This window comes from Wolbachia endosymbiont of Onchocerca volvulus str. Cameroon, from assembly GCF_000530755.1.
In the GTDB taxonomy this organism is placed as follows: Bacteria; Pseudomonadota; Alphaproteobacteria; order Rickettsiales; family Anaplasmataceae; genus Wolbachia.
Map to the genome: position 1 here is coordinate 659,369 of NZ_HG810405.1, position 21,900 is coordinate 681,268.

The 21,900-nt window shown below is 34.0% G+C and carries 16 protein-coding genes, 2 rRNA genes and 1 pseudogene; 7 read left to right on the forward strand and 12 right to left on the reverse strand.

Annotated elements, in window-relative coordinates; translation table 11 throughout:
* Positions 1–695 precede the first annotated feature (695 nt).
* Both WOVOC_RS02815 and WOVOC_RS02820 read right to left on the reverse strand, forming a co-directional pair.
* Entirely contained in the window at positions 696–1,892 is a 1,197-nt protein-coding gene (locus WOVOC_RS02815) for a phosphoglycerate kinase (RefSeq protein WP_025264251.1), read from the reverse strand.
* A gap of 39 nt (positions 1,893–1,931) precedes the next feature.
* Positions 1,932–2,951, reverse strand: coding sequence for an NAD(P)/FAD-dependent oxidoreductase (locus WOVOC_RS02820; protein WP_014868722.1), 1,020 nt, complete (start codon positions 2,949–2,951; stop codon positions 1,932–1,934).
* A gap of 1,174 nt (positions 2,952–4,125) precedes the next feature.
* On the opposite strand from WOVOC_RS02820, the gene WOVOC_RS04665 reads away from it, so the two are divergent.
* Positions 4,126–4,272 (forward strand): hypothetical protein, encoded by a 147-nt coding sequence (locus WOVOC_RS04665; protein WP_155981149.1) that lies wholly within the window; start codon positions 4,126–4,128, stop codon positions 4,270–4,272.
* 535 nt (positions 4,273–4,807) lie between these two features.
* Here the strand turns inward: WOVOC_RS04665 and WOVOC_RS02835 are convergent.
* From WOVOC_RS02835 to pstC, 4 genes are all read right to left on the reverse strand, one after another.
* On the reverse strand, positions 4,808–5,452 hold the full coding sequence (locus WOVOC_RS02835; RefSeq protein ID WP_014868724.1) for a transaldolase family protein: 645 nt from the start codon (positions 5,450–5,452) through the stop codon (positions 4,808–4,810).
* A gap of 24 nt (positions 5,453–5,476) precedes the next feature.
* Positions 5,477–5,809: a hypothetical protein gene (locus tag WOVOC_RS02840; RefSeq protein WP_014868725.1), complete on the reverse strand. Its 333-nt coding sequence runs from the start codon at positions 5,807–5,809 to the stop codon at positions 5,477–5,479.
* A 29-nt stretch (positions 5,810–5,838) separates the two neighbouring features.
* Entirely contained in the window at positions 5,839–7,257 is a 1,419-nt protein-coding gene (gene atpD / locus WOVOC_RS02845) for a F0F1 ATP synthase subunit beta (protein WP_029784320.1), read from the reverse strand.
* Positions 7,258–7,361: 104 nt separating this feature from the next.
* Positions 7,362–8,453, reverse strand: coding sequence for a phosphate ABC transporter permease subunit PstC (gene pstC, locus WOVOC_RS02850; protein WP_014868727.1), 1,092 nt, complete (start codon positions 8,451–8,453; stop codon positions 7,362–7,364).
* A 126-nt stretch (positions 8,454–8,579) separates the two neighbouring features.
* Here pstC and rpmH point away from each other — a divergent pair, with 126 nt between their 5' ends.
* The 3 genes from rpmH (at position 8,580) to WOVOC_RS02860 (ending at position 9,413) form a co-directional block, all read left to right on the forward strand.
* On the forward strand, positions 8,580–8,714 hold the full coding sequence (gene rpmH, locus WOVOC_RS04530) for a 50S ribosomal protein L34 (RefSeq protein ID WP_081730860.1): 135 nt from the start codon (positions 8,580–8,582) through the stop codon (positions 8,712–8,714).
* The gene (gene rnpA, locus WOVOC_RS04245; protein WP_044104101.1) at positions 8,707–9,066 is read left to right on the forward strand and encodes a ribonuclease P protein component; all 360 of its coding nucleotides are present in this window, start codon (positions 8,707–8,709) and stop codon (positions 9,064–9,066) included. The genes rpmH and rnpA overlap by 8 nt, the downstream gene beginning before the upstream one ends.
* Positions 9,067–9,149: 83 nt before the next feature.
* Positions 9,150–9,413: a hypothetical protein gene (locus WOVOC_RS02860; protein ID WP_025264252.1), complete on the forward strand. Its 264-nt coding sequence runs from the start codon at positions 9,150–9,152 to the stop codon at positions 9,411–9,413.
* A 44-nt stretch (positions 9,414–9,457) separates the two neighbouring features.
* On the opposite strand, the gene rrf is transcribed toward WOVOC_RS02860, so the two are convergent.
* Both rrf and WOVOC_RS02870 read right to left on the reverse strand, forming a co-directional pair.
* Positions 9,458–9,564, reverse strand: a 5S ribosomal RNA gene (gene rrf, locus WOVOC_RS02865).
* Positions 9,565–9,621: 57 nt separating this feature from the next.
* Positions 9,622–12,403 (reverse strand): 23S ribosomal RNA (locus WOVOC_RS02870).
* Positions 12,404–12,745: 342 nt separating this feature from the next.
* Here WOVOC_RS02870 and WOVOC_RS02875 point away from each other — a divergent pair.
* The 3 genes from WOVOC_RS02875 to ruvX are packed head-to-tail and all read left to right on the forward strand — an operon-like array spanning position 12,746 to position 16,126.
* A complete protein-coding gene (locus tag WOVOC_RS02875; RefSeq protein WP_014868730.1) occupies positions 12,746–13,819 on the forward strand; it encodes a methyltransferase in 1,074 nt (357 codons plus the stop codon).
* A gap of 27 nt (positions 13,820–13,846) precedes the next feature.
* Complete coding sequence (locus WOVOC_RS02880; RefSeq protein ID WP_081730861.1) at positions 13,847–15,658, forward strand: ribonucleoside-diphosphate reductase subunit alpha; 1,812 nt, start codon at positions 13,847–13,849, stop codon at positions 15,656–15,658.
* Complete coding sequence (gene ruvX / locus WOVOC_RS02885; RefSeq protein ID WP_025264254.1) at positions 15,659–16,126, forward strand: Holliday junction resolvase RuvX; 468 nt, start codon at positions 15,659–15,661, stop codon at positions 16,124–16,126.
* A gap of 126 nt (positions 16,127–16,252) precedes the next feature.
* Here ruvX and uvrC read toward each other — a convergent pair.
* The 4 genes and pseudogenes from uvrC to WOVOC_RS02905 form a co-directional block, all read right to left on the reverse strand.
* Positions 16,253–18,097: pseudogene (gene uvrC, locus WOVOC_RS02890) on the reverse strand (excinuclease ABC subunit UvrC).
* Positions 18,094–20,199 (reverse strand): glycine--tRNA ligase subunit beta, encoded by a 2,106-nt coding sequence (glyS, locus tag WOVOC_RS02895; RefSeq protein WP_025264255.1) that lies wholly within the window; start codon positions 20,197–20,199, stop codon positions 18,094–18,096. Before glyS ends, uvrC begins: the two are co-directional and overlap by 4 nt.
* Before the next feature lie 3 nt (positions 20,200–20,202).
* Positions 20,203–21,042, reverse strand: coding sequence for a glycine--tRNA ligase subunit alpha (locus WOVOC_RS02900; protein ID WP_014868736.1), 840 nt, complete (start codon positions 21,040–21,042; stop codon positions 20,203–20,205).
* Positions 21,043–21,099: 57 nt separating this feature from the next.
* Positions 21,100–21,846 (reverse strand): hypothetical protein, encoded by a 747-nt coding sequence (locus tag WOVOC_RS02905; RefSeq protein WP_025264256.1) that lies wholly within the window; start codon positions 21,844–21,846, stop codon positions 21,100–21,102.
* Positions 21,847–21,900: the final 54 nt, after the last annotated feature.

Here is a 21,900-nt window from a genome sequence, read left to right on the forward strand (position 1 = left end):
CACCGATTGATAATCGTCATCCTCTATTTCATATAGGTACATTCAATCTTTTTCCAGTTTCTTTAATACTCTCTAGTTGCAGAAACTAAAATATCACATCAGCATTAAAGTATTTCCTCATCATCACATAAATATTTTATTCCAAATGAATAAACTGGTTGACCAACTCTATCTTATTGCATAGAGACTTATTATTTCAAATCACACCGTCCATTATCTTCTGAGCTTCAACATACCTATCTACAAAACACATATACCTAATTCATTGTTTAGCTCGCCATAAAAAATATGACAAACCTTATATCTATATAGTCTCTTTTTCAATTCTGCTATTGGCAAAACAAATCTTAGTCTGACTTACCCTTGAATAACTCTAGATCTGCATTCAGTAGTATAATCACTTGATTATTGAGCCTATTATATTGTATATCTTTTCCACTACTTCCCGATGCTCTGCAGACATCAAGCAAAATACTAAAATTTCTTAATTATGGTGTGCTATTCAATCTCCACAAACTCTTAACACGCCTTTATCAAAAGCAGCTAGACCTAGAAGGGAGAAAATGTAGCTTAGCTTGAAGAATTTACTTTGAAGAATGCCTCAAAGCCAACTTATCAATTCATGTCACTGAAATAATGATTTTTAATATAAAAAACAAATCCTATACTATACCGGTACCATTAATTAAAAAACCTTAATCTGACGCTAATCGTAGTGCAGCAACTCCTGGCATTTCATCATCACTTAGCCAGTTTAAAAATGCCCCTCCGCCGGTCGAAACATATGTAAAATCTTTATCGGTAAGACCTGCAGCATTTATTGCGGATATGCTATCCCCTCCCCCTACCACACTGATTAATTTCCCTTTACGGGTCAAACTACTTACCACCTTCATCACCCCCATTGTACCATTTGCAAAAGCCGAATACTCAAAAACACCGATAGGTCCATTCCACAGCAAAGTTTTACTACTTGCTATTACACTGCTTATTATGCTTAAAGTTTGAGGTCCGATATCTAAAATTACATCATTATCTAAAATAGATTCAGTTTTTCTTAAAATGCCAGTGCTATAATCAGAGTTTATTGCAACTAAGACATCTTTAGGCATAATTATTTTGCAATTGTTTTTATTTGCCGTCTCAACAGCATCACGCAGAAGATCATTAACGTTATTTTGAAAAAAAGATTTGCCAATACTCATTCCATTAAATAATAAAAAATTATTAGTAATTGCACCACCAAGAATTAGATAATTAACCTTTTCTGCTAATTTTATAAGCATTTTTATTTTGGTTGCTATTTTAGCTCCTCCAATTATCGCAGTAATGGGTTTAGCATCAAACAATATGACTTTTTCAAGATGCTTTAGCTCATTTTGCAAGCAAAATCCTGCGTAGGAAGGTAAAAACTTTGTAATACATGAAATAGAGGCATGAGCTCTATGAGAACAAGAAAATGCATCATTTACATATATATCCGCTAGAGATGCTAACTGTTTAGAAAAATTCAAGTCATTCTGCTCCTCCCCTTTATAAAATCTTAGATTTTCTAGTAACATTATATCTCCTCTACTCATTGCATTTATTGCTCTTTGTACTCTCTGGCCAATACAAGCATCAACAAATTTTACCTCTTTTTTCAACAACTGTGATAAGGTTTCAACTATGTTTCTTAGCGATAGACTACTATCTTTAGTTTTTGGATGTCCAAGATGTGATATAATAATAACTTTTGCACTTGCATTTATTAAGTGTTGAATAGTCGGCAGCGTTCTCAAAATACGAGTGGCATCATGAACTTTTCCGTTTTTTATAGGAACATTAAAATCAACCCTGAGCAAAACAGTCTTACCCTGAAAATCACAATTTTCTATGCTAGGTATGTTCATACAAAATTCAAGCTACAAAATACTATATAGCAGTTTTATTTAAAGTAAATTACTTGCTCTTTCTTGAATCCTCTTTGAAGTTGAATATTGAAAATTAACTGGAGAATTGTGAATCACTTTGTATATGTCATAACAAGCCATAGCACTCTCAGCAAAACCATTTAATATCAACTTTAGTTTACCCAAATAAGTAGCTATATCTCCGACTGCATATATCCTATCTCTATTAGTTCTAAGTGTAGTCTGGTCAACAACTATGCGACTATGTTGCAACTTTAAACCCCAATTGTTTATTGGACCTAAATTCATCGACAGGCCAAAAAATGGCAGTAAGAAATCAGCGTATATTCCTTTTTTTTCATTAGAAACAATATTCTTTATTATCACTGCATTCAATTGCCCATTATTTCCAACTAATTCGTGTAATTGATATGGCGTTATGAGTTTTATTTTTCCATCACTTTTAAGTAATTCTAATTTATTTTTAGTTTCAGGAGTGCAACGAAATTCTTTTCTTCGATGTATCACATAGATTCTCTTTGCAACTCTAGAGAGTTCTATAGTCCAATCAGCTGCGGAATCTCCTCCTCCCGCAATAACTATAGTTTTATCCTGAAAATCAGAAATTTTATTTACGCTATAAAATACGGACTTATTCTCGTACTCTAATATACCACTAAGAGGTGGGCGGTTAGGTTCAAATATTCCATTACCTGCAGCAATGATAACAGCTTTACACTTCACTTCTGTACCTATACTTGTTACTACAGTAAAACTTTGATTCTCATTACTTGAGATTTTCTCCACCATTTGACTTAAATGGTAAACAGGGCCAAATGGCAAAGCTTGTTCCATTAATTGTTCAATCAATCTTTGCGCAGTAATAACAGGATAGCCAGGTATATCATATATTGATTTTTCTGGATAAAGAGCGGCACACTGTCCTCCTGCTTGATTTAAAATATCCATTATATGACATCTCATATCGAGCATTCCCGCTTGAAAAGCAGTAAATATTCCAACAGGTCCTGCACCTATTACTACTATGTCAGTTTCCATGATTCCTATTTAAGCAATAACTCATTTAGATATTAGCTAGCTTTGTTAATAAAGTCAATTTATGTAATGTAGGAGATGCAATTTGAAAAATGCATAAATCAACTCTTTATAACCTTAGCAAATCTTCCTTTCTCACACTAAAAAAGACAAATTAAAAAATAAATTTCTATGTAATTACAGTAATATATTAGCTTAAATAGTAAAAAAAGCACCATGAATATCAAGAATAACCTAATAGTTAAAGCTGTAGTAAATAACAAGACAAAAAGAAGTTATAAAACAATTGCTTACTTTGCTTAAAAACTATCTAATCCATTCGATATAGAACAAATATGTACAAAAAGTTAGTACTTCATTAAATCATGCTGCAAAAAATTTCAATCATGAGCTGGCAAAATTACTCATTAATAAATATAGAATCAATATGAGTTTAAAAAAAAGCAACTAGGTGAATTCTATTAGAATTTACAATCGAAATTTTTTTCAGAGGTTGCAATTAGAGAAATCTACCTATAACTAAATATTTTAATAGAAAAGTTTCTTGTGAAAATGACTTAATGATTATTAATCTCTTGTCAAAATCGAAAGTAAAATTCAATAAGGCAGAGTGCGCTCATCTACTAAGTAGTATAGAAAATCAGAAAAATAAGAATGAATATGCAACTTTAATGAAAAGACAGAGAAGAGACTTTAAGTTTAATTTAACATTTAAAAGTATTTTAAAAAAAAATTGATGAAAATGCGAAGCGAGGAGAAAAATATGTAAAGTACAAAAACCATGATCATAATTAACAATTCAGAAAATACTTACAATATCTCGAAACACAATAACAGTAGCCAATATGATATCTTAGGATATAATATCAGTAATTGCTGCACTTCAAAGCATATTTACAAGAAGCAGACATTATATAATAATAAAGAAGAATAAAATGTAACATTATATAAATCATAGTAATGGTGTATTGATTATTTACAGTAACGAAACTTACCGTTGAAACTTCCAATCGTGGTAATAAAGAAAATAACACCTAACACCTTCAAATTTCCAACCAGCAAATAAAAGAGGAATCAGAACTACTGAAGAGTGGTTATATATATCTAGATATCTAATGATGATACAGATAAACAAAAACCTAAAATTGTAGCTTTGCCGAACCATCAGCTAAATAGAATGAAATCATTGATATCATCAAAGTCAATTAATTTGCAAATAAAAACTCAAGCTCCTCTTGCAAAAACGATGCGTGAAGATAAAATGGTTAATCTTAGCTTTAATAAAGCATATGGTTCTAATTTTTCTCTAATTAAGAATCAGTAAATAGTATAAAGGAAAAGAAGAGACATTTAAGAACAAAACATTTTCTAACTTTAAGATATGATTCCAACCTCAAAGTCAGATAGTTTAAGTTCTTAAGTGTTTTTAAATTTTATAAAACAGCTCATAATAATTAAAATCTAGCCTTTTTAAAAGGCATAGAAAAGGAGCTCAATAAATCAATAAAAATTGCTTAGCACATTTTTGCAGCTCCATTCTGTTAGCAGAATAGCACTCTAAGATCAAAAAATCTACTTTTGTTTGCAAGTTTTTCCACTAAACAACAAAATTCAGTAAAAAAGTATAGTGTATCTTCTTCAAGATATGCAGGGTATATATATATTTCTGTTGTATGTGTGCTACACTTTTGCTAACTCTCCTCTATAAGAAGTTCATCATGTTTATACAACCTTGAATTACATATATCGTTAACTTAGCACGAAAACCAGACAGCACCTAAGTTTTTTAACATCAGACCATAAAATGGCTAAGGCCTAATATAAGTTTTTCGTCCTTTCTAGCAAATTTTTACGATTACTTATTTTTTTGCACTCCAGTCTTTTTCAAATATTGCAAGCCCATAATCAGTAAGTGGATGGCTAAGTAACTGCCTAAGCACTTTTGCTGGCATAGTAATTGAATGAGCACCAAGTTTTGCAGCTTCTACCACGTGCGCTGAGCTTCTTACTGATGCAACAAGAACTTTAGTATCAAAACCGTAATTAGAATATATAGTACATATATCCTTTATTAAAAATAAACCACCATAGTTTATATCATCAAGACGACCAACAAAAGGAGAAACAAAACAAGCACTGGCCTTAGCGGCAAACAGTGCTTGTCCAGGAGAAAAACATAATGTAATGTTAACAGGTATTTTATACTCTGTCCACAACTTTTTACAAGAAATTAATCCTTCATATGTAAGAGGCAACTTTACTACGATATTACTAGCAATTTTCGCTAATTTAAGTCCTTCTTTAATCATTTCTTCATGATTATCTGCAACAACTTCAACACTAACAGGCCCTTTTATAACAGAGCATATTTCACTTATTAAACCTTCATATTCATCTTTACGCCCAGACTTTGCTATCAAAGAAGGATTAGTTGTTATACCATCAATGACCTCTTTTAGCTCTTCAATTTCACTTAAATCAACACTATCAAGAAAAATTTCCATAATATTCCAATATACAATAAAAACTCACTGACTAAAATAATTTAATTGCATGTTCATTCTTTTACTTTTAAACAATTCCTCATTATGAATTATACAATCGAAAACTTGAATTTGATTCGTCATAACGCTACAATTATTATTTATAATCTCCAGTACACCATTATCAACCACAACCTTTTCTTCCTTCTGTTTACTTATTTTAACAGTGATTATACCTGGTAATAAATAAATTAAATAAGGAGAGTGGTGAGCTAAAATCATAAGTTTGCCCTCAAGCCCATTCATTGAAAGAGAAACTACTTTATTGAATGAGATTTGATTATCAGGAGAAAAAAATTGCACTTTAAAGGTGTTCATGATCTCTAATCTCTAGCTCCAACGTTAACTTAAGTCTTTATTAATTCAGCCTTCTCTATTGCTTCATCTATATTTCCCACCATATAAAAAGCAGCCTCTGGTAAGTGATCATATTTACCCTCAATAATCCCTTTAAAACTGGAAACAGTGTCAGAAAGTGAAACAAATTTACCAGGCATACCAGTAAATATTTCTGCAACGTGAAAAGGTTGAGAGAGAAACTTCTGAATTTTACGAGCCCTATCAACAGTAATTTTATCCTCATCAGACAGCTCATCTATACCAAGTATTGAAATAATATCTCTCAGTGATTTATAAGTTTGCAGTATGCGTTTTATCTCAGAAGCTACTCTATAATGTTCTTCACCAATGATTTCACTAGATAAAGACTGAGAAGTTGAATCAAGTGGATCAACAGCAGGATATATTCCCATTTCAGCTATTTGCCTCGATAGTACTGTAGTTGCGTCAAGATGAGAAAATGTAGTTGCTGGAGCTGGATCGGTTAAATCATCCGCAGGAACATATATCGCCTGCACAGAAGTAATAGAACCGGAAGTAGTTGAGGTTATCCTCTCCTGCATCGCTCCCATATCAGTTGCAAGTGTCGGCTGATACCCAACAGCTGAAGGTATTCTCCCAAGTAAAGCAGAAATTTCAGAACCAGCTTGCGTAAAACGGAAGATATTATCAACAAAAAACAGAACATCCTGATTCTCATGATCACGAAAGTATTCTGCCATAGTTAATGCTGTTAAAGCAACTCTAGCCCTTGCCCCAGGAGGTTCATTCATCTGACCATAAACTAAAACAGCTTGAGACTTTTCATGCTCATTCACATCTATCACATTTGAATTGATCATCTCGTGATAAAGGTCATTACCTTCACGTACTCTTTCCCCAACTCCAGCAAATACAGAAAATCCTTTGTAAGCTTTTGCTATATTATTAATCAATTCCATTATGAGAACTGTTTTACCAACACCGGCTCCACCAAATAAACCAATTTTTCCTCCTTTTAAATAAGGTGCAAGAAGGTCTACAACTTTTATCCCTGTAACTAAAACCTCTTCCTGTATCTTCTGTTCTGTAAAATTTGGAGGCTCCCTGTGTATAGGCTCTAGATCATACTTCCCTTTCAGGAGACCATATTCATCTATAAGCTCTCCAACAACATTAAAAACCCTCCCTAAAGTTGAGCGCCCAACTGGAACTGATATTGGTGCACCTGTATCAACAAACTCATCATTCCTTGATACACCATCTGTACTATCCATAGCAATACAACGGACTATATTATCACCTATATGTTGTGAAACCTCCAAAACTAACTCCTTGCCCTTATACTTTAGTTTACTTTTTAAAGCATTAAATATTTTAGGTAACTCGCCTTCAAATTTTAAATCAACAACTGCTTGAGTTACCTTAACCGTTCTACCTATATTCACCTTTTTATTTTTACCACCCAACACTATTATTTTATAACACTCCCCCAAATCAAGAAAATAAATCTTATGCTATTAATAGAAATTTTGCAACATTAAAGTGTTCGTTAATCGCGTTTTATTATAAACAATGCAAATGCATTTAATAGCCAAGTAATAATAAATAGTACTAAACTAAGCGCATAAGCAGCAAGTGTTTGCACACTACTGAAATCCTGATCTCCAGTAAGTAGCGTAGCTACTTGCACAGTAATAGTAGTAACTGAATTAAGAGGATTGAAAGTTAAGTTTGAGTTGATTCCAACAGCCATTAGCACTATCATTGTTTCACCTATCACTCTCGAAATTGACAACAGAATTGCACTCAAAATCGTAGGCATTGCATAGGGTATTATTATGTGCCATACAGTTTCTGCTGGAGTAGCCCCTAACGCCATAAAGCCATAGCGTAAACTCTTTGGAACAGACCTAATTGCATCTTCTAACAAAGAAATAATAAAAGGAAGGACCATTATCCCTATTGATAAACCAGCAACCAATGCACTCTCCGAGTGTATACTTAGACCAAAAAAACTTGCTATCTGTTTTGCAGAAGAAGATAAAAATACAACCGAGAAATATCCATATACAACTGTAGGAATAGCAGATAAAACTTGCAGAGTTGTATTAACAATATAACGCACTTTTCCACTCGCATACTCACTAATATATATTGCAGAAAATAAACCAAGAGGAACAGCAACTACCATTGCTACAATAGTTACAACTAATGTGCCAACCAAAAGTGTAGCTATACCGAAGCATCCTATTTTTTCTCCATTAATAGTCACTGCACTATGACTCCACTTTAAGCAAAATAAAAATTCTGAAATAGCTACTTCTCTAAAAAAATTAACAGATTGAGTAAGAATAGATAACATTATAAATAAAGTGATAAAAAACGATATAGCAAGAGCTATGGATAATAAAAGCTTGATTATCTTATTGCATTTAAAGACAAAAGCAAACATAAAAAAAAGTGACGCTATAGCGATAGAAGTTATAAGACAATTACTACAGAATATTAATGACCAGGTTAACAACCATATACAACTAAGATATAAATAAACTTTGACTTTATTTATTTGTTGAAATTTACTAAAATAAAACAAAAGAACTAGTAGTGTAGGTATGAAAAGGATTGTTGTCACCGAATTCATCTACTCATATTCGAACCTTATTTTACGAAAATACAATTTTTAAGAGTATTTAGTATATACAATGCAAATACCATTTGACAATAAAGTAAAACAAAATTAAAATAATTAAATACTTTTGTAAAAACAATGAAAAGAACTTTTCAACCGAAAAATCTGATAAGAAAACGCAGACATGGTTTCCGCTCACGTATAACAACAAAAGCTGGAAGAAAAATACTCAACAGACGTCGCTCATTAGGATGCAAAAAACTATGTGCATAGTCAAGTTATCAAGTATAAAAAAAAAGACTTCTCATTTGCTTTTAAAAATAAGCTAGTACCTAGTAGTTTTTTTTACCATGGACTCTACATGTCACTATATGCGGTAAAAGAAAGAGAACCAGAAAGGTATATTGATACTATTAGAACAGGTTTAGTTATCAGCAAAAAAGTTGGGAAAGCAACAAAAAGAAACAAAATCAAAAGGCGATTACGAATGCTTGCTAAAATTAACATTTTAAATGCAAGTAATACTGGGTATTACTATATAATAGTAACTCACAGAAATATTATACAAGCAAGCTATAAAAACTTACAAAAAGATCTAACTGTTTGCTTAAAAAAAATAAAATAAAAAACCTCAATTGAGGTATTTACAACTATATTATTTACGATAACATGAGTAAAGTTTTTAAAAATAATTAATAGGTGCAATAAATGGTGGAGTACACAAAAGAGGTAAGTAATATAGGCTTTGGTAAGATGTACCAATCTTTATTTCTCCCTAAAGGAACAGGAACAGACTGGAGGTCAGCATTCCGTCAGCAAGAAGAATTATTAAAAAAGAAGGTAGCAGATAATATAACATCACCAGAAATCAGCAATTCTCCTTTAAAAGAAGGTAAATTAGAAGAAGTAGGAACAACACTAAATGATATAAAAAAAGATCAAGGATACGTAAAAACAAGAAAGTTAAGATAAAAATACATCTATGCAACTCACAATTAATGAAGAAATTTTCATAAACTTGGCAGCGACTTACTCTCCCTTTTCAAGTACCATCAGCGCTAAAAAGTTTCACTTCCGAGTTCGAAATGAGATCGGGTGTTTCATTTTTGCTATAGCCACCAAGTTAATAAAAATTTCTAACTCAATTTAATATTTAACACTGCATACACGCATATAAAAAGCAAATAAACCAATCAGGCTATTAGTACTAGTTAGCTTCGCATGTTACCATACTTCCACACCTAGCCTATCAACGTGGTAGTCTTCCACGGCCTTAATTGGGAAATCTTTTTGAAGAGGGTTTCTTGCTTATATGCTTTCAGCAATTATCCCAACTATACATAGCTACCCAGCGATGCTATTGGCATAACAGCTGGTACACCAGAGGTATATCCATCTCGGTCCTCTCGTACTAGAGTTAGATCTTCTCAAATTTCCTTCACCCACGGCAGATAGAAACCGAACTGTCTCACGACGTTCTAAACCCAACTCACGTATCACTTTAATCGGCGAACAGCCGAACCCTTGGGACCTTCTTCAGCCCCAGGATGTGATGAGTCGACATCGAGGTGCCAAACGGTGTCGTCGATATGAACTCTTGAACACCATCAGCCTGTTATCCCCGGCGTACCTTTTATCCGTTGAGCGATGACCCTTCCATACAGAATCACCGGATCACTATGACCGACTTTCGTCTCTGCTTGGCTTGTCAGCCTCGCAGTCAGGCAAGCTTGTGCCATTATACTATTAAGCTGATTTCCGACCAGCTCTAGCTTACCTTCGCACGCCTCCGTTACCTTTTAGGAGGCGACCGCCCCAGTCAAACTACCCACCATACAATGTCCTAGTTCCAGATAATGAAACATAGTTAGATATCAAAAGTGTAAAGGGTGGTATCTCAAGGTCGACTCCATTACAGCTAGCGCCATAACTTCAAAGCCTCCCACCTATCCTGCACATTACATTTTTAATAGCAATATAAAGCTATAGTAAAGGTGCACGGGGTCTCTTCGTCTAACCGCGGGTACCCCGCATCTGCACGGGGAATTCAATTTCGCTGAATTGATGTTGGAGACAGTGGAGAAATCGTTACGCCATTCGTGCGGGTCGGAACTTACCCGACAAGGAATTTCGCTACCTTAGGACCGTCAGTGTTACGGCCGCCGTTTACTGGGGCTTCAATTCAGAGCTTGCACCCCTCTTATTAACCTTCCAGCACCGGGCAGGCGTCAGACCCTATACTTCCACTTACGTGTTTGCAGAGTCCTGTGTTTTTAATAAACAGTCGCTACTCCCTATTTTGTGCCACCTACTAATAGTTACCTAAAAGCAGGTTACCCTTCTTCCGAAGTTACAGGTATAATTTGCCGAGTTCCTTCAACATCATTCTTTCAACACCTTAGTATACTCTACTCACCCACCAGTGTCGGTTTACGGTACGGCCTCATGAATATAAGCGTTATTTCCTGGAGCTCCTTTTAAGCATAAGACAATCCAATAAGCCCTATACAAATACAAAACTCGTCACACTTAAGAGGTTCAGGAATATTAACCTGATTGCCATCGACTACTCCTATACGGACTTGCCTTAGGAACCGACTAACCCTACGCAGATTAACTTAACGTAGGAACCCTTAGGTTTTTGGTGAGAGTGTTTTTCACACTCTTTTACGCTACTTATGTCAGCATTCTCACTTCTGATATCTCCAGCAGTTCTTACAAACCACCTTCACAGACTTACAGAACGCTCCGCTACCGCACCTATTAACTAAAATCAATAAGTACTCACATCTTCGGTATACAGCTTTAGCCCCGGTACATTTTCAGCGCAGAAAAACTTATTTAGACAAGTGAGCTGTTACGCTTTCTTTAAAGGATGGCTGCTTCCAAGCCAACCTCCTAGCTGTAATGGTTTTTCTACTTCCTTCCCCACTTAGCTGTAATTTTGGGACCTTAGATGGTGATCTGGGTTGTTTCCCTTTTCACTATGGATTTAGCACCCACAGTGTGTCTGCTATACAATTAATTATTGGTATTCGGAGTTTAGTTAGATTTGGTAAGACAGTGAACCCCCCTAGTCTATCCAGTGCTCTACCCCCAATAACATACATACAACGCTCTACCTAAATAGATTTCGCAGAGAACCAGCTATTTCCAAGTTTGATTGGCCTTTCACCCCTAATCACAACTCATCCAATAATGTTGCAACATTAACTAGTTCGATCCTCCAGTGTGTTTTACTACACCTTCAATCTGGTCATGACTAGATCACCTGGTTTCGGGTCTAATCCATAAAACTAAAACGCCCTATTTAGACTCGCTTTCGCTACGCCTACACCTAACGGCTTAAGCTTGCTTCATAGATTAACTCGCTGACCCATTATGCAAAAGGTACGCTGTCACCCTAATGCAAATCACTATAAGATCACTCTCATAGGAAAAACATAGAGCTCCAACTGTTTGTAAGCACCTGATTTCAGGTTCTATTTCACTCCCCTCCCGGGGTTCTTTTCACCTTTCCCTCACGGTACTTGTCCACTATCGGTCGTCAAGGAGTATTTAGGCTTGGAGGATGGTCCCCCCACGTTCAAACAGGATTCCACGTGTCCCGTTCTACTCAAGGATTTAAAAACTTTCTACTTATACAGGACTATCACCTTCTATGGTTACTACTTCCAGAGTATTCTAATTCTTATTCTTAAATCTCTAGCCTCTTCTGCTTTCGCTCGTCACTACTAACAGAATCTCGGTTGATTTCTTTTCCTTTGGTTACTTAGATATTTCAGTTCACCAAGTTCGCTTTACATATTACGTAATAACTAGCTTAGCTAGTTGGGTTTTCCCATTCGGAAATCTGCGGATCAAAACTTGCTGACAATTCCCCACAGCTTATCGCAGCCTACCACGTCCTTCATCGCCTCTTGACGCCAAGGCATCCATCAAGTGCTCTTAATAACTTACTTACTCGACTACATGCAGAATATGCAGAGTTAAATATTATTGAAATTAAACTGAGATTAAATTAATCCCTACCATAAAACTTGTCAAACATCTAAAAGCTAAATTAACTTTCTATATACTAGAAACTAACAAATAATATGTCAACGTTTTTTTACACAAAATATTTACTTATATTGGCAACAATATATACTTGTAACTCTAAGTAAGCAAAATTTATTATCTAAATAAGCGTTTAAGTAGGGTTATTATAATAAAAGTCAATGAAAAAAATATTTTGCAGTATAAAATACTTTAAAAATCAAGGTTGTTTAAAAGCGATAGTGAACATACAAGGTGTTTAAAGCATGAAAGGTAACCTATCCTTTATAAATGTTATTTCAAGTTTTATATGCAAGTTAATCAGTATGCTTAACATTAAGAAAGCTAAACAATTAGCTATAAATAAGTATAATACTTTTCATAAAGAAACAGCTGCACTCCTTAAAAAATCAAAAAATCTATTAAACACTAACATTGAAATTGGTTTACATCACTTCTATAATGGTAACATATCAGATGCAAAGCTGAGGTTTTGGCTAATCAGCGTATTTTGTTCTAATTTACCTGTAGTTTGGTATAACATTGGAAGATGTCATTTTGCAATGGGAAACACCAACAAGGCTTACACTTATTTAACAAAGACATTAAAACTAGATAATAACTACGAAGAAGCGTCCTACTACATAAAAAAAATGACAAATTTAGCACCTATTACAAAACTACCTAAAAGGCTCATAAAACAATATTTTGATTACACTGGTAAGTACTTTGTTGAACATTGGTTGATTGCTAAACAATACAGAGGCCATGAGCTTATACACATGGTAATTGTAAAAACCTTTAACGATTTAACTTCCACACTTACCATACTTGATCTTGGTTGTGGAACTGGAATATGTGGTCATTTCTTTAAAATACACAATATTGGAAATTACATAATAGGAGTTGACATTTCAAACAGAATGCTAAATATTGCTAGAGGGTGCTTTATAAAGGGTAAACCTGTTTATAATGAGTTAATACACATGGAAATGACAGATTTCCTTAAACAAGAAAGGAATTGCTTGTATGATATCATCATCTTTGCCGAAGTATTACACTATCTACACGACTTTCAAGTAGAGCTGGAACTAGCAAAGAAATCTACGAGTAAAAAAGGAGTGATTATATGCTTAGTAAGAAGAAAGGAAGGTGAAGGTATTGATTTTGTAAATAAAGGAGATTACTTTCGCCACTCAGAAAGTTATATACAAAGTGTTGCAAAAGAAATAAATATGCAAATAAGCTATATGAGTTACTGTAAAATATATGGAAGTCAGGTTGATGGTATCTTATTTGCGCTACAGCATCTACAAAAAAAACCGGAAACCATAACTTAAAAATTACTATTGCTCAAAGCAGTTTCTATGTACAATAAAACAAAAGAGGAATCCATGAGTAATATTACTATTAATCACGAAAAAAACGTTAAACTGACCAGCTTTGGAAAAGCAGTTCTATTGGATAGGTATCTAATAGAAAATGAAAGTTACCAAGATCTCTTTATACGTATTGCTAGCTACTACTCAGATAATAAGGAGCATGCGCAACGTCTTTATGATTACATAAGCAATTTGTGGTTTATGCCTTCAACACCAATACTTAGTAATGGCGGCACTAACAGAGGATTACCTATCTCTTGTTTTCTTAATGAAACCGAAGACAGCCTACAGGGAATAGTTGATTTATGGAATGAAAATGTTTGGCTAGCTGCACGTGGAGGAGGGATAGGTAGTTATTGGGGAAATCTACGTTCAATTGGCGAAAGTGTAAAGGGCAGTGGTAAAACATCTGGGATTGTACCATTTATTGTAGTACAGAACGCTCTAACACTTGCAATCAGTCAAGGATCATTAAGAAGAGGAAGCTCAGCAGTTTACCTTCCTGTATCCCATCCAGAAATAGAAGAGTTTCTTGATATACGCAAGCCAACAGGAGGTGATCCAAATCGCAAAGCATTAAATATACATCACGCTGTAATAGTAAACGACGAATTCATGCAAGCTGTTGAAAGAGATTTAGAATGGGATTTAATTAGCCCTCACAGTAACAAAGTCATTTCAACTGTTAAAGCACGTGATATATGGGTTAAAATATTAATAGCAAGAGTCGAAACTGGAGAGCCTTATATTATTTTTCTCAACGCAATAAATAACAATAAGCCAGAATCTTACAAAAAACTCAATTTAGACATTAAGATGTCAAATCTATGCAGTGAAATTACTTTAACCACAGGTTATGACCATCTAAACAAACCACGCACTGCTGTATGCTGCCTATCATCAGTAAATCTTGAATACTATGAAGAATGGAAAGACAGTGAATTCTTCATAGAGGACATAATGCGCTTCCTTGATAATGTATTTGAGGATTTCATAAATAAGGCACCAAACGAAATACAGCGAGCAAAATATTCCGCAATGAGAGAGCGTAGTATTGGTCTTGGTGTGATGGGCTTTCATTCATTTTTACAGAGCAAAATGGTTCCTTTTGAGTCAGTAACAGCACAACAGTGGAACAAAAGGATATTTAAGCACTTGCGTGAGCAAGCAGACATAATTTCTAAAAAATTAGCAGAAGAAAAGGGAGCATGCCTTGATGCTAAAGAAATCAATCTAATGGAAAGGTTTACACACAAGCTCGCTATCGCTCCAACTGCTTCGATTTCCATTATCGCAGGTAACACCTCCCCTGGGATAGAGCCATATGCAGCAAATGTATTCACACAAAAAACACTCACAGGTTCATTTGTAGTGCGAAACAAATTCTTACAAAAATTATTAGCAAAAAAAAATCAAGATAATGACAAAGTATGGTCCTCAATTTCAACAAACGAAGGTTCCGTACAGCATCTAGACTTTCTTAACGAGCACGAAAAATTAACATTTAAAACAGCATACGAACTTGATCAAAGATGGATTATAGAACATGCAAGCGATAGAACTCCATATATTTGTCAGTCTCAATCAGTAAATTTGTTTCTACCTCCTAATATACATAAACGCTATTTACACAAAATACACATGCTTGCTTGGAAAAAAAATCTAAAAAGTTTATATTACTGTAGATCACTGTCAATACAAAGAGCCGACAAGGTTTCACATGATATATCCGAAAAAAACGAAATATTACACCAAAAAACAGATATTGATTATGATGAGTGCTTATCATGTCAATAAATGCTGCATAAAAATCCCGCTGAATTTTTAAAATCCATTCCAAAAGACAAGCGCGTAATGTGCCTCGATATGGGGAAAAAACAAATAGGAATAGCATTTAGTGACAAAACGCAACTCATAGCTACTGCTCATAGCATATATAATAGAAAAAATATAAGCAAAGATTTAGGCTACCTAAATAGAGTATTCAAAGAAAATGAAGCTGGTTCAGTAGTAATAGGGCTACCACTAGAAACAAATAGAAAAAGCAGTGAATGGTATGAAACCATCATCCAGTTTGCAACCAAAATGGTAAAAAAATATAAAGTAAATATATATTTGCAAGATGAAAGCTTATCAACATTTATTGCAATTCATACACTAAAGACTGCCGGAGTATCAATCACAAAATCAAAAAAAATAGACGATAAAATCTCCGCATGTATTATTTTACAACGAACGCTAGATAAGATAAATGCAATTAAATAGTTTTTCTATAGCTAAAAAATTCCTATATGTTATACTGTAATAGTATCTTAACTGTTAACACGTAGTAATGGAACTCATCACTTCAAACCATTCCTTAGGTTATCACTCAAGCAGCATCAGTTAGTTTTATATACACAAGCGCTCATCACCTTTACTAGCATTTATAGTGTTCAAAGTTAACTTCCGTTAACACCTTGCTAATTCTAGCTACATCTTAAATTTCAGCTAGAGAAGCTTTGCTTATATTTTCTAAAAAAACAAAATAAGAACATAATGCTTTTTCTTTTTTCGTTACCAACGCTAAATACTTTCTCTTAATTATGAACTTATAAACTGTTTATCGCGTTTTTTTCTATGTGAAGCTATTGCAAAACGATGAGCTTCATTACGAAGCAATTGTAAGTAAAGCATGACCTTGCTATCATTCTCCAGAGTAAACTCTTCCTTACCTAACATATAAAATCTCTCGTTTCCCGCATTGCGATAAGTACCCTTTGCCATACAAACAAAAGGAACATCTATTTTCAATACTTGCAACACATTCTGCACTGTGGAAACATGCCCAGGCCCGCCATCAATTAAGAGAAAATCAGGGATTATGTCCTTTATCTTACCGGAAAAACGCTTGGTTAACACTTCCCTCATCATTTTATAGTCATCACCTGAAATTTCCCCTTTTATAGTAAATTTTCTGTATTCACTTTTTAAAAAACCTTCCTGTCCTGCAACAACCATTACACCAATTTGGTGACTTCCAGATATATGGCTATTATCATAAACCTCTATACGTTTTGGAACATTTGGTAACGAAAAAACTTTACTCAGCTTTTCGAGTTTCTCTAGACTATCTCTACAATCAGTAAGCTCTCGCTCTAAGCTATATTGAGAATTATTAAAAACAAACTCTAATAAATCACGTTCTTTATTACTCTTTGTGTACAAAACCTTTATTGATTTGTGAGTAATTTTACATAGTGCTTGCTCTATAATTTTCCTATTTGTAATAAAATCTGGAATATAAATTTGTACCGGAGGCACATTAACTGAGTTATAGAAATTGATCAAAAAAGTAGACAAAATTTCATCATCTGGATGATCATTACAATTTTCAGCAAAGTAAGAAGTACTTCCGTAGTTTTCTTTATTTCTGAACGATAACAAATTAATACACGCTGAATCTTCTTTACGTGCAATGCTGAAAAAGTCTGCATCTTTTTCAAAAGAAAAATCCATTGGCTGCATTTGAACTTGCTTAAGCAGCTTTATCCGATCTCTATATACAGCAGCAAGCTCGTAGTTCTGCTCATTGCTATACTTTTTCATTATAGAAAGTAACTGCTCTTCCACTTTATTGTTTCTCCCAAGTAATGTATCCCGTGCTTGTTTTGCTGATTGGCAGTAATCATCTTTTGCAATTTTACCCACACATGGTGCTGAGCAGCGCCTAACATGATACTCAAAACATGGCCTTTTTGTTGAGGAGAACTTTTTATCTGAACATCCTCTCAAGAGAAAAGCTTTTTGCAATGACAATATAGTTTGCTTAACAGCAGTAGCAGATGTAAAGGGACCATAATAATGAAATTCACCCTTTTTAAGTTTGCCTCTATGTTGTGCTATACTAGGATAATCATGTTTGGAAATTGTTATATAAGGGTAAGATTTTCCATCTTTAAGCTTAATATTATAAGTAGGTTTTAGTGACTTTATTAACCGCGACTCAAGAAGCAATGCCTCGATTTCATTCTTAGTTAGAAAAGTCTCAATCTTAACAATCTGTGAAAGCATAACCTTAACTCGTTCAGAAAGGTTTCCAAATCGAAGGTAGTTAGATAATCTTAATTTTAAGTTTTTTGCTTTTCCAACATATAAAACTTTACCCTTCTCTCCAGTCATTTTATATACACCGCAAGACTGCGTAGATAAATCAATTTGCTTTTTTATTACTTGAACATTTACGATATAATTCATTGCTTAACTTGTATAAGTTTAAAACATGCCACTGAATGAAAAATGGAAATAACACTCGCAAGCAAAGAGAATCTATTTTCTCTTAGCTTATCATAAGCACAGTTAATCTTTACATTGTCCATAAACTGATTGATAAGTGGAAGAAATCGATTAAGCTCATCAAGTGCTGCACTGAAGTGATCATTTTTTATTGCTTGTTTAATTCTTTCATAAACAGCTACAACACAATTTGATAGTGCTATCTCCTTATTGTCAATCAAAAACTCTTGATTATAAGACGCGATATAAGTAGTATTGTCATTTTTTTTTGCTTTGCTAACTATATTACTCACCCTTCTATAAGTATTCAGAATCTGCTCACCTTTAGGAGTACTGAGATAACAATCTAATATAATAGTTTGCTTTTCTGCTGTCAGTAGATCATCAATATCAGTTTTATATAATATTGAATCTATAACATCTTGCCTTACACCTTTATTTTTTAAAATAACCCTAAATCTCTTTAAACAAAATTTAAGCACAAGTTCTAGAATCTGCTCCCTATTTAGCTTATTAGGTTGACCAACTGATGCTGCATCCCCAGCAAATACAAATTCTAAATATAAAGATACCGACTTATCTATCAATAGTCTGATTGGAATATGCAAATTATTCTCAAGTATTGTTCTAATTATGCCAATTGCCGTTCTTCGTAAACCAAATTGATCATATGAACCTGAGATCTTTTCACCTGCTGCAATCAAACCAACTAAACTATCTACTTTATCAGCAATAGCCACAACAATCGCAGTAGGGGATCTAGGACATTCTTGCTCTGGTCTAACTGGTTTATAATGTTCAGTTATAGCTTCCACTATTTCTTTATCTTCTTGAAAATAAGAGGCATAATATCCACCCATTATTCCTTGTAATTCTGGAAATTCTCTTACCATTGATGTTGCGAGATCTGCCTTTGCCAAATATGCAGCATGCTCAACCTTAGTTAACGAAGCATGCGGAACATACATGGCTATATACTTTGATAAAACCATAATACGCCTTACTTTTTCTCCAACATTACCTAGATAAGCATGAGATAATATCGAGTCTAACTTTCTTACATAATAATCAAGATTTTCCTTTCTATCTTGAGACATCAAAAATTGCGCATCAGCAAGACGTGCTTCTAATATCCTTTCATGCCCTTTGATAACTTCATCACTGCTGACATTGACAACAGTAGCAAAGTGCGAAATTCTCTTTCCATTACTCAAAGCAAGACATTTTTGTTGTGTATTAATTATACTAAGAATTGCCTCTTTTGGCAATCCAAATGACTTTTCATGATTTACTTTACCAAACAGTACAACTGGCCACTCTATAAGCCCCGTTAATTCATCCAATAAATAATTATTTTCTTCAAGTTGTAAATTCTGCTCTTTTATGAATTTATTAATCTGATCCAGTATGAATTGCTTTCTTTTATCTTGCTGGAGAATGACATTATTTTTTTTTAGTAACTCAAAGTAGTCTTTAGGTACTTTAACAGTAAGCATCGCGCCACCTGAGAGAAATCTATGACCATAAGTTGTGTTACATGCCGTAATCCCTGCAAAAAATACAGGGATTATCTCGTCATTTAAAATGCATAAAATGTTTTTAATTGGTCTAACCCATCTTTCTTTTCCTTTGCTCCACCTCATGCTTTTCGGCCAAGAAAAGTCTTTTAGCATTTTTTCCAGTTGATTTTTAAGAAATTCTTTGATGTTAAATGAGCTGCTTTCTCTCTTAATGAAGTAAAACTCTCCATCATTTACTTTTCGAATAAGTAAATCTTTTCTATCTTTTTGATATTTTTTTAAAAAACCTTCGATGGCACTTTCCGGTGCACTGACATTTGGTCCACTAATTTTGTTATTAGAACCTTTCAGCTCTGAAATATTTATATCACTAACAAAAAGAGCAATGCGACGTGCTGTCACAAAAACCTCTATAGAGGCAAATTTCACATTATTTTTATTGAAAGCATTAGTAATATAACTCTTAACTTGAGCTACAGCTAAACTTTGCATTCTTGATGGTATCTCTTCTGAAAGGCATTCAAACAATAGTTGCGATAACATATGCTATTTACTTATGTATAACTCACAACATTTTTTTGTTAGCTCCCTTACTCTGCTAATATATACTGTACGCTCATTCACATCAAGCACACCTCTTGCATCAAGCAGATTAAGTAAATGACTAGTTTTAACACATTGGTCATAAGCTGCTACCGGCAATTTTTTTTCAATAAGGAATTGACACAACTTTTCCGCATCTTCAAATTGCTGCTGTGCTACTTCAGTAGTATAATAGTTTAATGACAGGCAAGAAAATTCATACTCTCTTTGCTTAAAAATATCTCCATAAGTTACACCATTGTCGTTCCAAGTTATATCAAAAACATTATCTATACCTTGTATACACATTGCTAAACGTTCCAGCCCATACGCTACTTCACCAGGAATTATTTTACAATCAATGCCTCCTACTTGCTGTATATAAGTAAGTTGTGTCACCTCCATTCCATTGCATATAACTTCCCACCCAAGTCCTGATGCACCAACACTTGGATTTTCCCAATCATCTTCAACAAATTGAATATCATATTTCCTTGTAGATATACTAAGAGCCTTTAGGCTACTCAAGTAGATATCCTGCAAGTTATTTCCAGAAGGCTTTATCACTACCTGGTACTGATGATGTTGATATAGACGATTAGGGTTGTCACCATAGCGCCCATCTGCCGGTCTAACCACTGGTTGTAAATATGCAACCTTCATTGGTTTTGCATCAACCGCTGCCATAGCTGTTGCAGGATGCAATGTTCCAGCTCCAATTTCAGACGTATATGGATAAAGTATAGTACATCCTTCACTAGCCCAAAAATCTTGCAATTCTTTTATTATACTTTGTAGATCCACATAAACTGCACACTTTTTACACTAAATATATAAGCAAATATGTATACTATACAATATTTATTTTTCTGTAGTGTCACACAAATAGTAACCTAAAACTGCTGAGCTTTCTTTCGCATACTGAATTATGCTTTTATTTAGAACAATTGCATCATGCATAGTTAAATCACAGAATATAAATGCAGTCAAATACAGCAAAATTACTGCATAAAACGTATGAAAAATCCCCTCAAACGTGATTGATATTGCATTGTTATAATTAAGTTGTATCGAACTTATTGGCCAAGGTTTTATCACTTCCACAACATTAAAAAATGCATAAGGTATCATAAAGAAAAAGAACAAGTGCACAAAATTATTAAACCAAGACGAACATTGAAATATTTCTTTACATATACTTCCATACAATCTACTTACAGCATAATAAATTGACATTATTGCTGGCATCGAAAACGCAATAGTCAGTACCTGCCCTGACGCTATTTGTATCACTATATTCTCGCTACTATTTGCCGAAGGGTTTTGAATATGGAAAATAGATATCCCAACTAATTGTAGTACCGATATGCATATCGCTAACTTCGCAAAAATAGCAGCTATAATTATAGCTGAATATGGCATCTTATATAGTATGAAATTGATTCCGTATACGAGAACTAATATAATATCGGTAATAAGTAATATTAAAAAAGAAGACCAATAGTTCTGCCAATTCGGTAAATACCCTACCCCTAAAAAAGAGCTTATTACTTTAGCAGGAAAAACTATACCCAATACCTTTTTTAAGACTGCCCAAAAAACTTTCATATCTTAAATGATACTTAGCTAATGGGTTATACTTTATTGCAACATACTTATCAA

What these genes read in the sequence shown, in the direction of transcription:
- WOVOC_RS02815 (WP_025264251.1), bottom strand. Translation starts at nt 1,892, where the DNA reads ATGAACATACCTAGCATAGAAAATTGTGATTTTCAGGGTAAGACTGTT.
- WOVOC_RS02840 (WP_014868725.1), bottom strand. Translation starts at nt 5,809, where the DNA reads ATGAACACCTTTAAAGTGCAATTTTTTTCTCCTGATAATCAAATCTCA.
- WOVOC_RS04665 (WP_155981149.1), top strand. Translation starts at nt 4,126, where the DNA reads ATGAAATCATTGATATCATCAAAGTCAATTAATTTGCAAATAAAAACT.
- glyS (WP_025264255.1), bottom strand. Translation starts at nt 20,199, where the DNA reads ATGTTATCGCAACTATTGTTTGAATGCCTTTCAGAAGAGATACCATCA.
- WOVOC_RS02905 (WP_025264256.1), bottom strand. Translation starts at nt 21,846, where the DNA reads ATGAAAGTTTTTTGGGCAGTCTTAAAAAAGGTATTGGGTATAGTTTTT.
- WOVOC_RS02875 (WP_014868730.1), top strand. Translation starts at nt 12,746, where the DNA reads ATGAAAGGTAACCTATCCTTTATAAATGTTATTTCAAGTTTTATATGC.
- WOVOC_RS02820 (WP_014868722.1), bottom strand. Translation starts at nt 2,951, where the DNA reads ATGGAAACTGACATAGTAGTAATAGGTGCAGGACCTGTTGGAATATTT.
- WOVOC_RS02835 (WP_014868724.1), bottom strand. Translation starts at nt 5,452, where the DNA reads ATGGAAATTTTTCTTGATAGTGTTGATTTAAGTGAAATTGAAGAGCTA.
- pstC (WP_014868727.1), bottom strand. Translation starts at nt 8,453, where the DNA reads ATGAATTCGGTGACAACAATCCTTTTCATACCTACACTACTAGTTCTT.
- WOVOC_RS02860 (WP_025264252.1), top strand. Translation starts at nt 9,150, where the DNA reads ATGGTGGAGTACACAAAAGAGGTAAGTAATATAGGCTTTGGTAAGATG.
- ruvX (WP_025264254.1), top strand. Translation starts at nt 15,659, where the DNA reads ATGCTGCATAAAAATCCCGCTGAATTTTTAAAATCCATTCCAAAAGAC.
- rpmH (WP_081730860.1), top strand. Translation starts at nt 8,580, where the DNA reads ATGAAAAGAACTTTTCAACCGAAAAATCTGATAAGAAAACGCAGACAT.
- WOVOC_RS02880 (WP_081730861.1), top strand. Translation starts at nt 13,847, where the DNA reads ATGTACAATAAAACAAAAGAGGAATCCATGAGTAATATTACTATTAAT.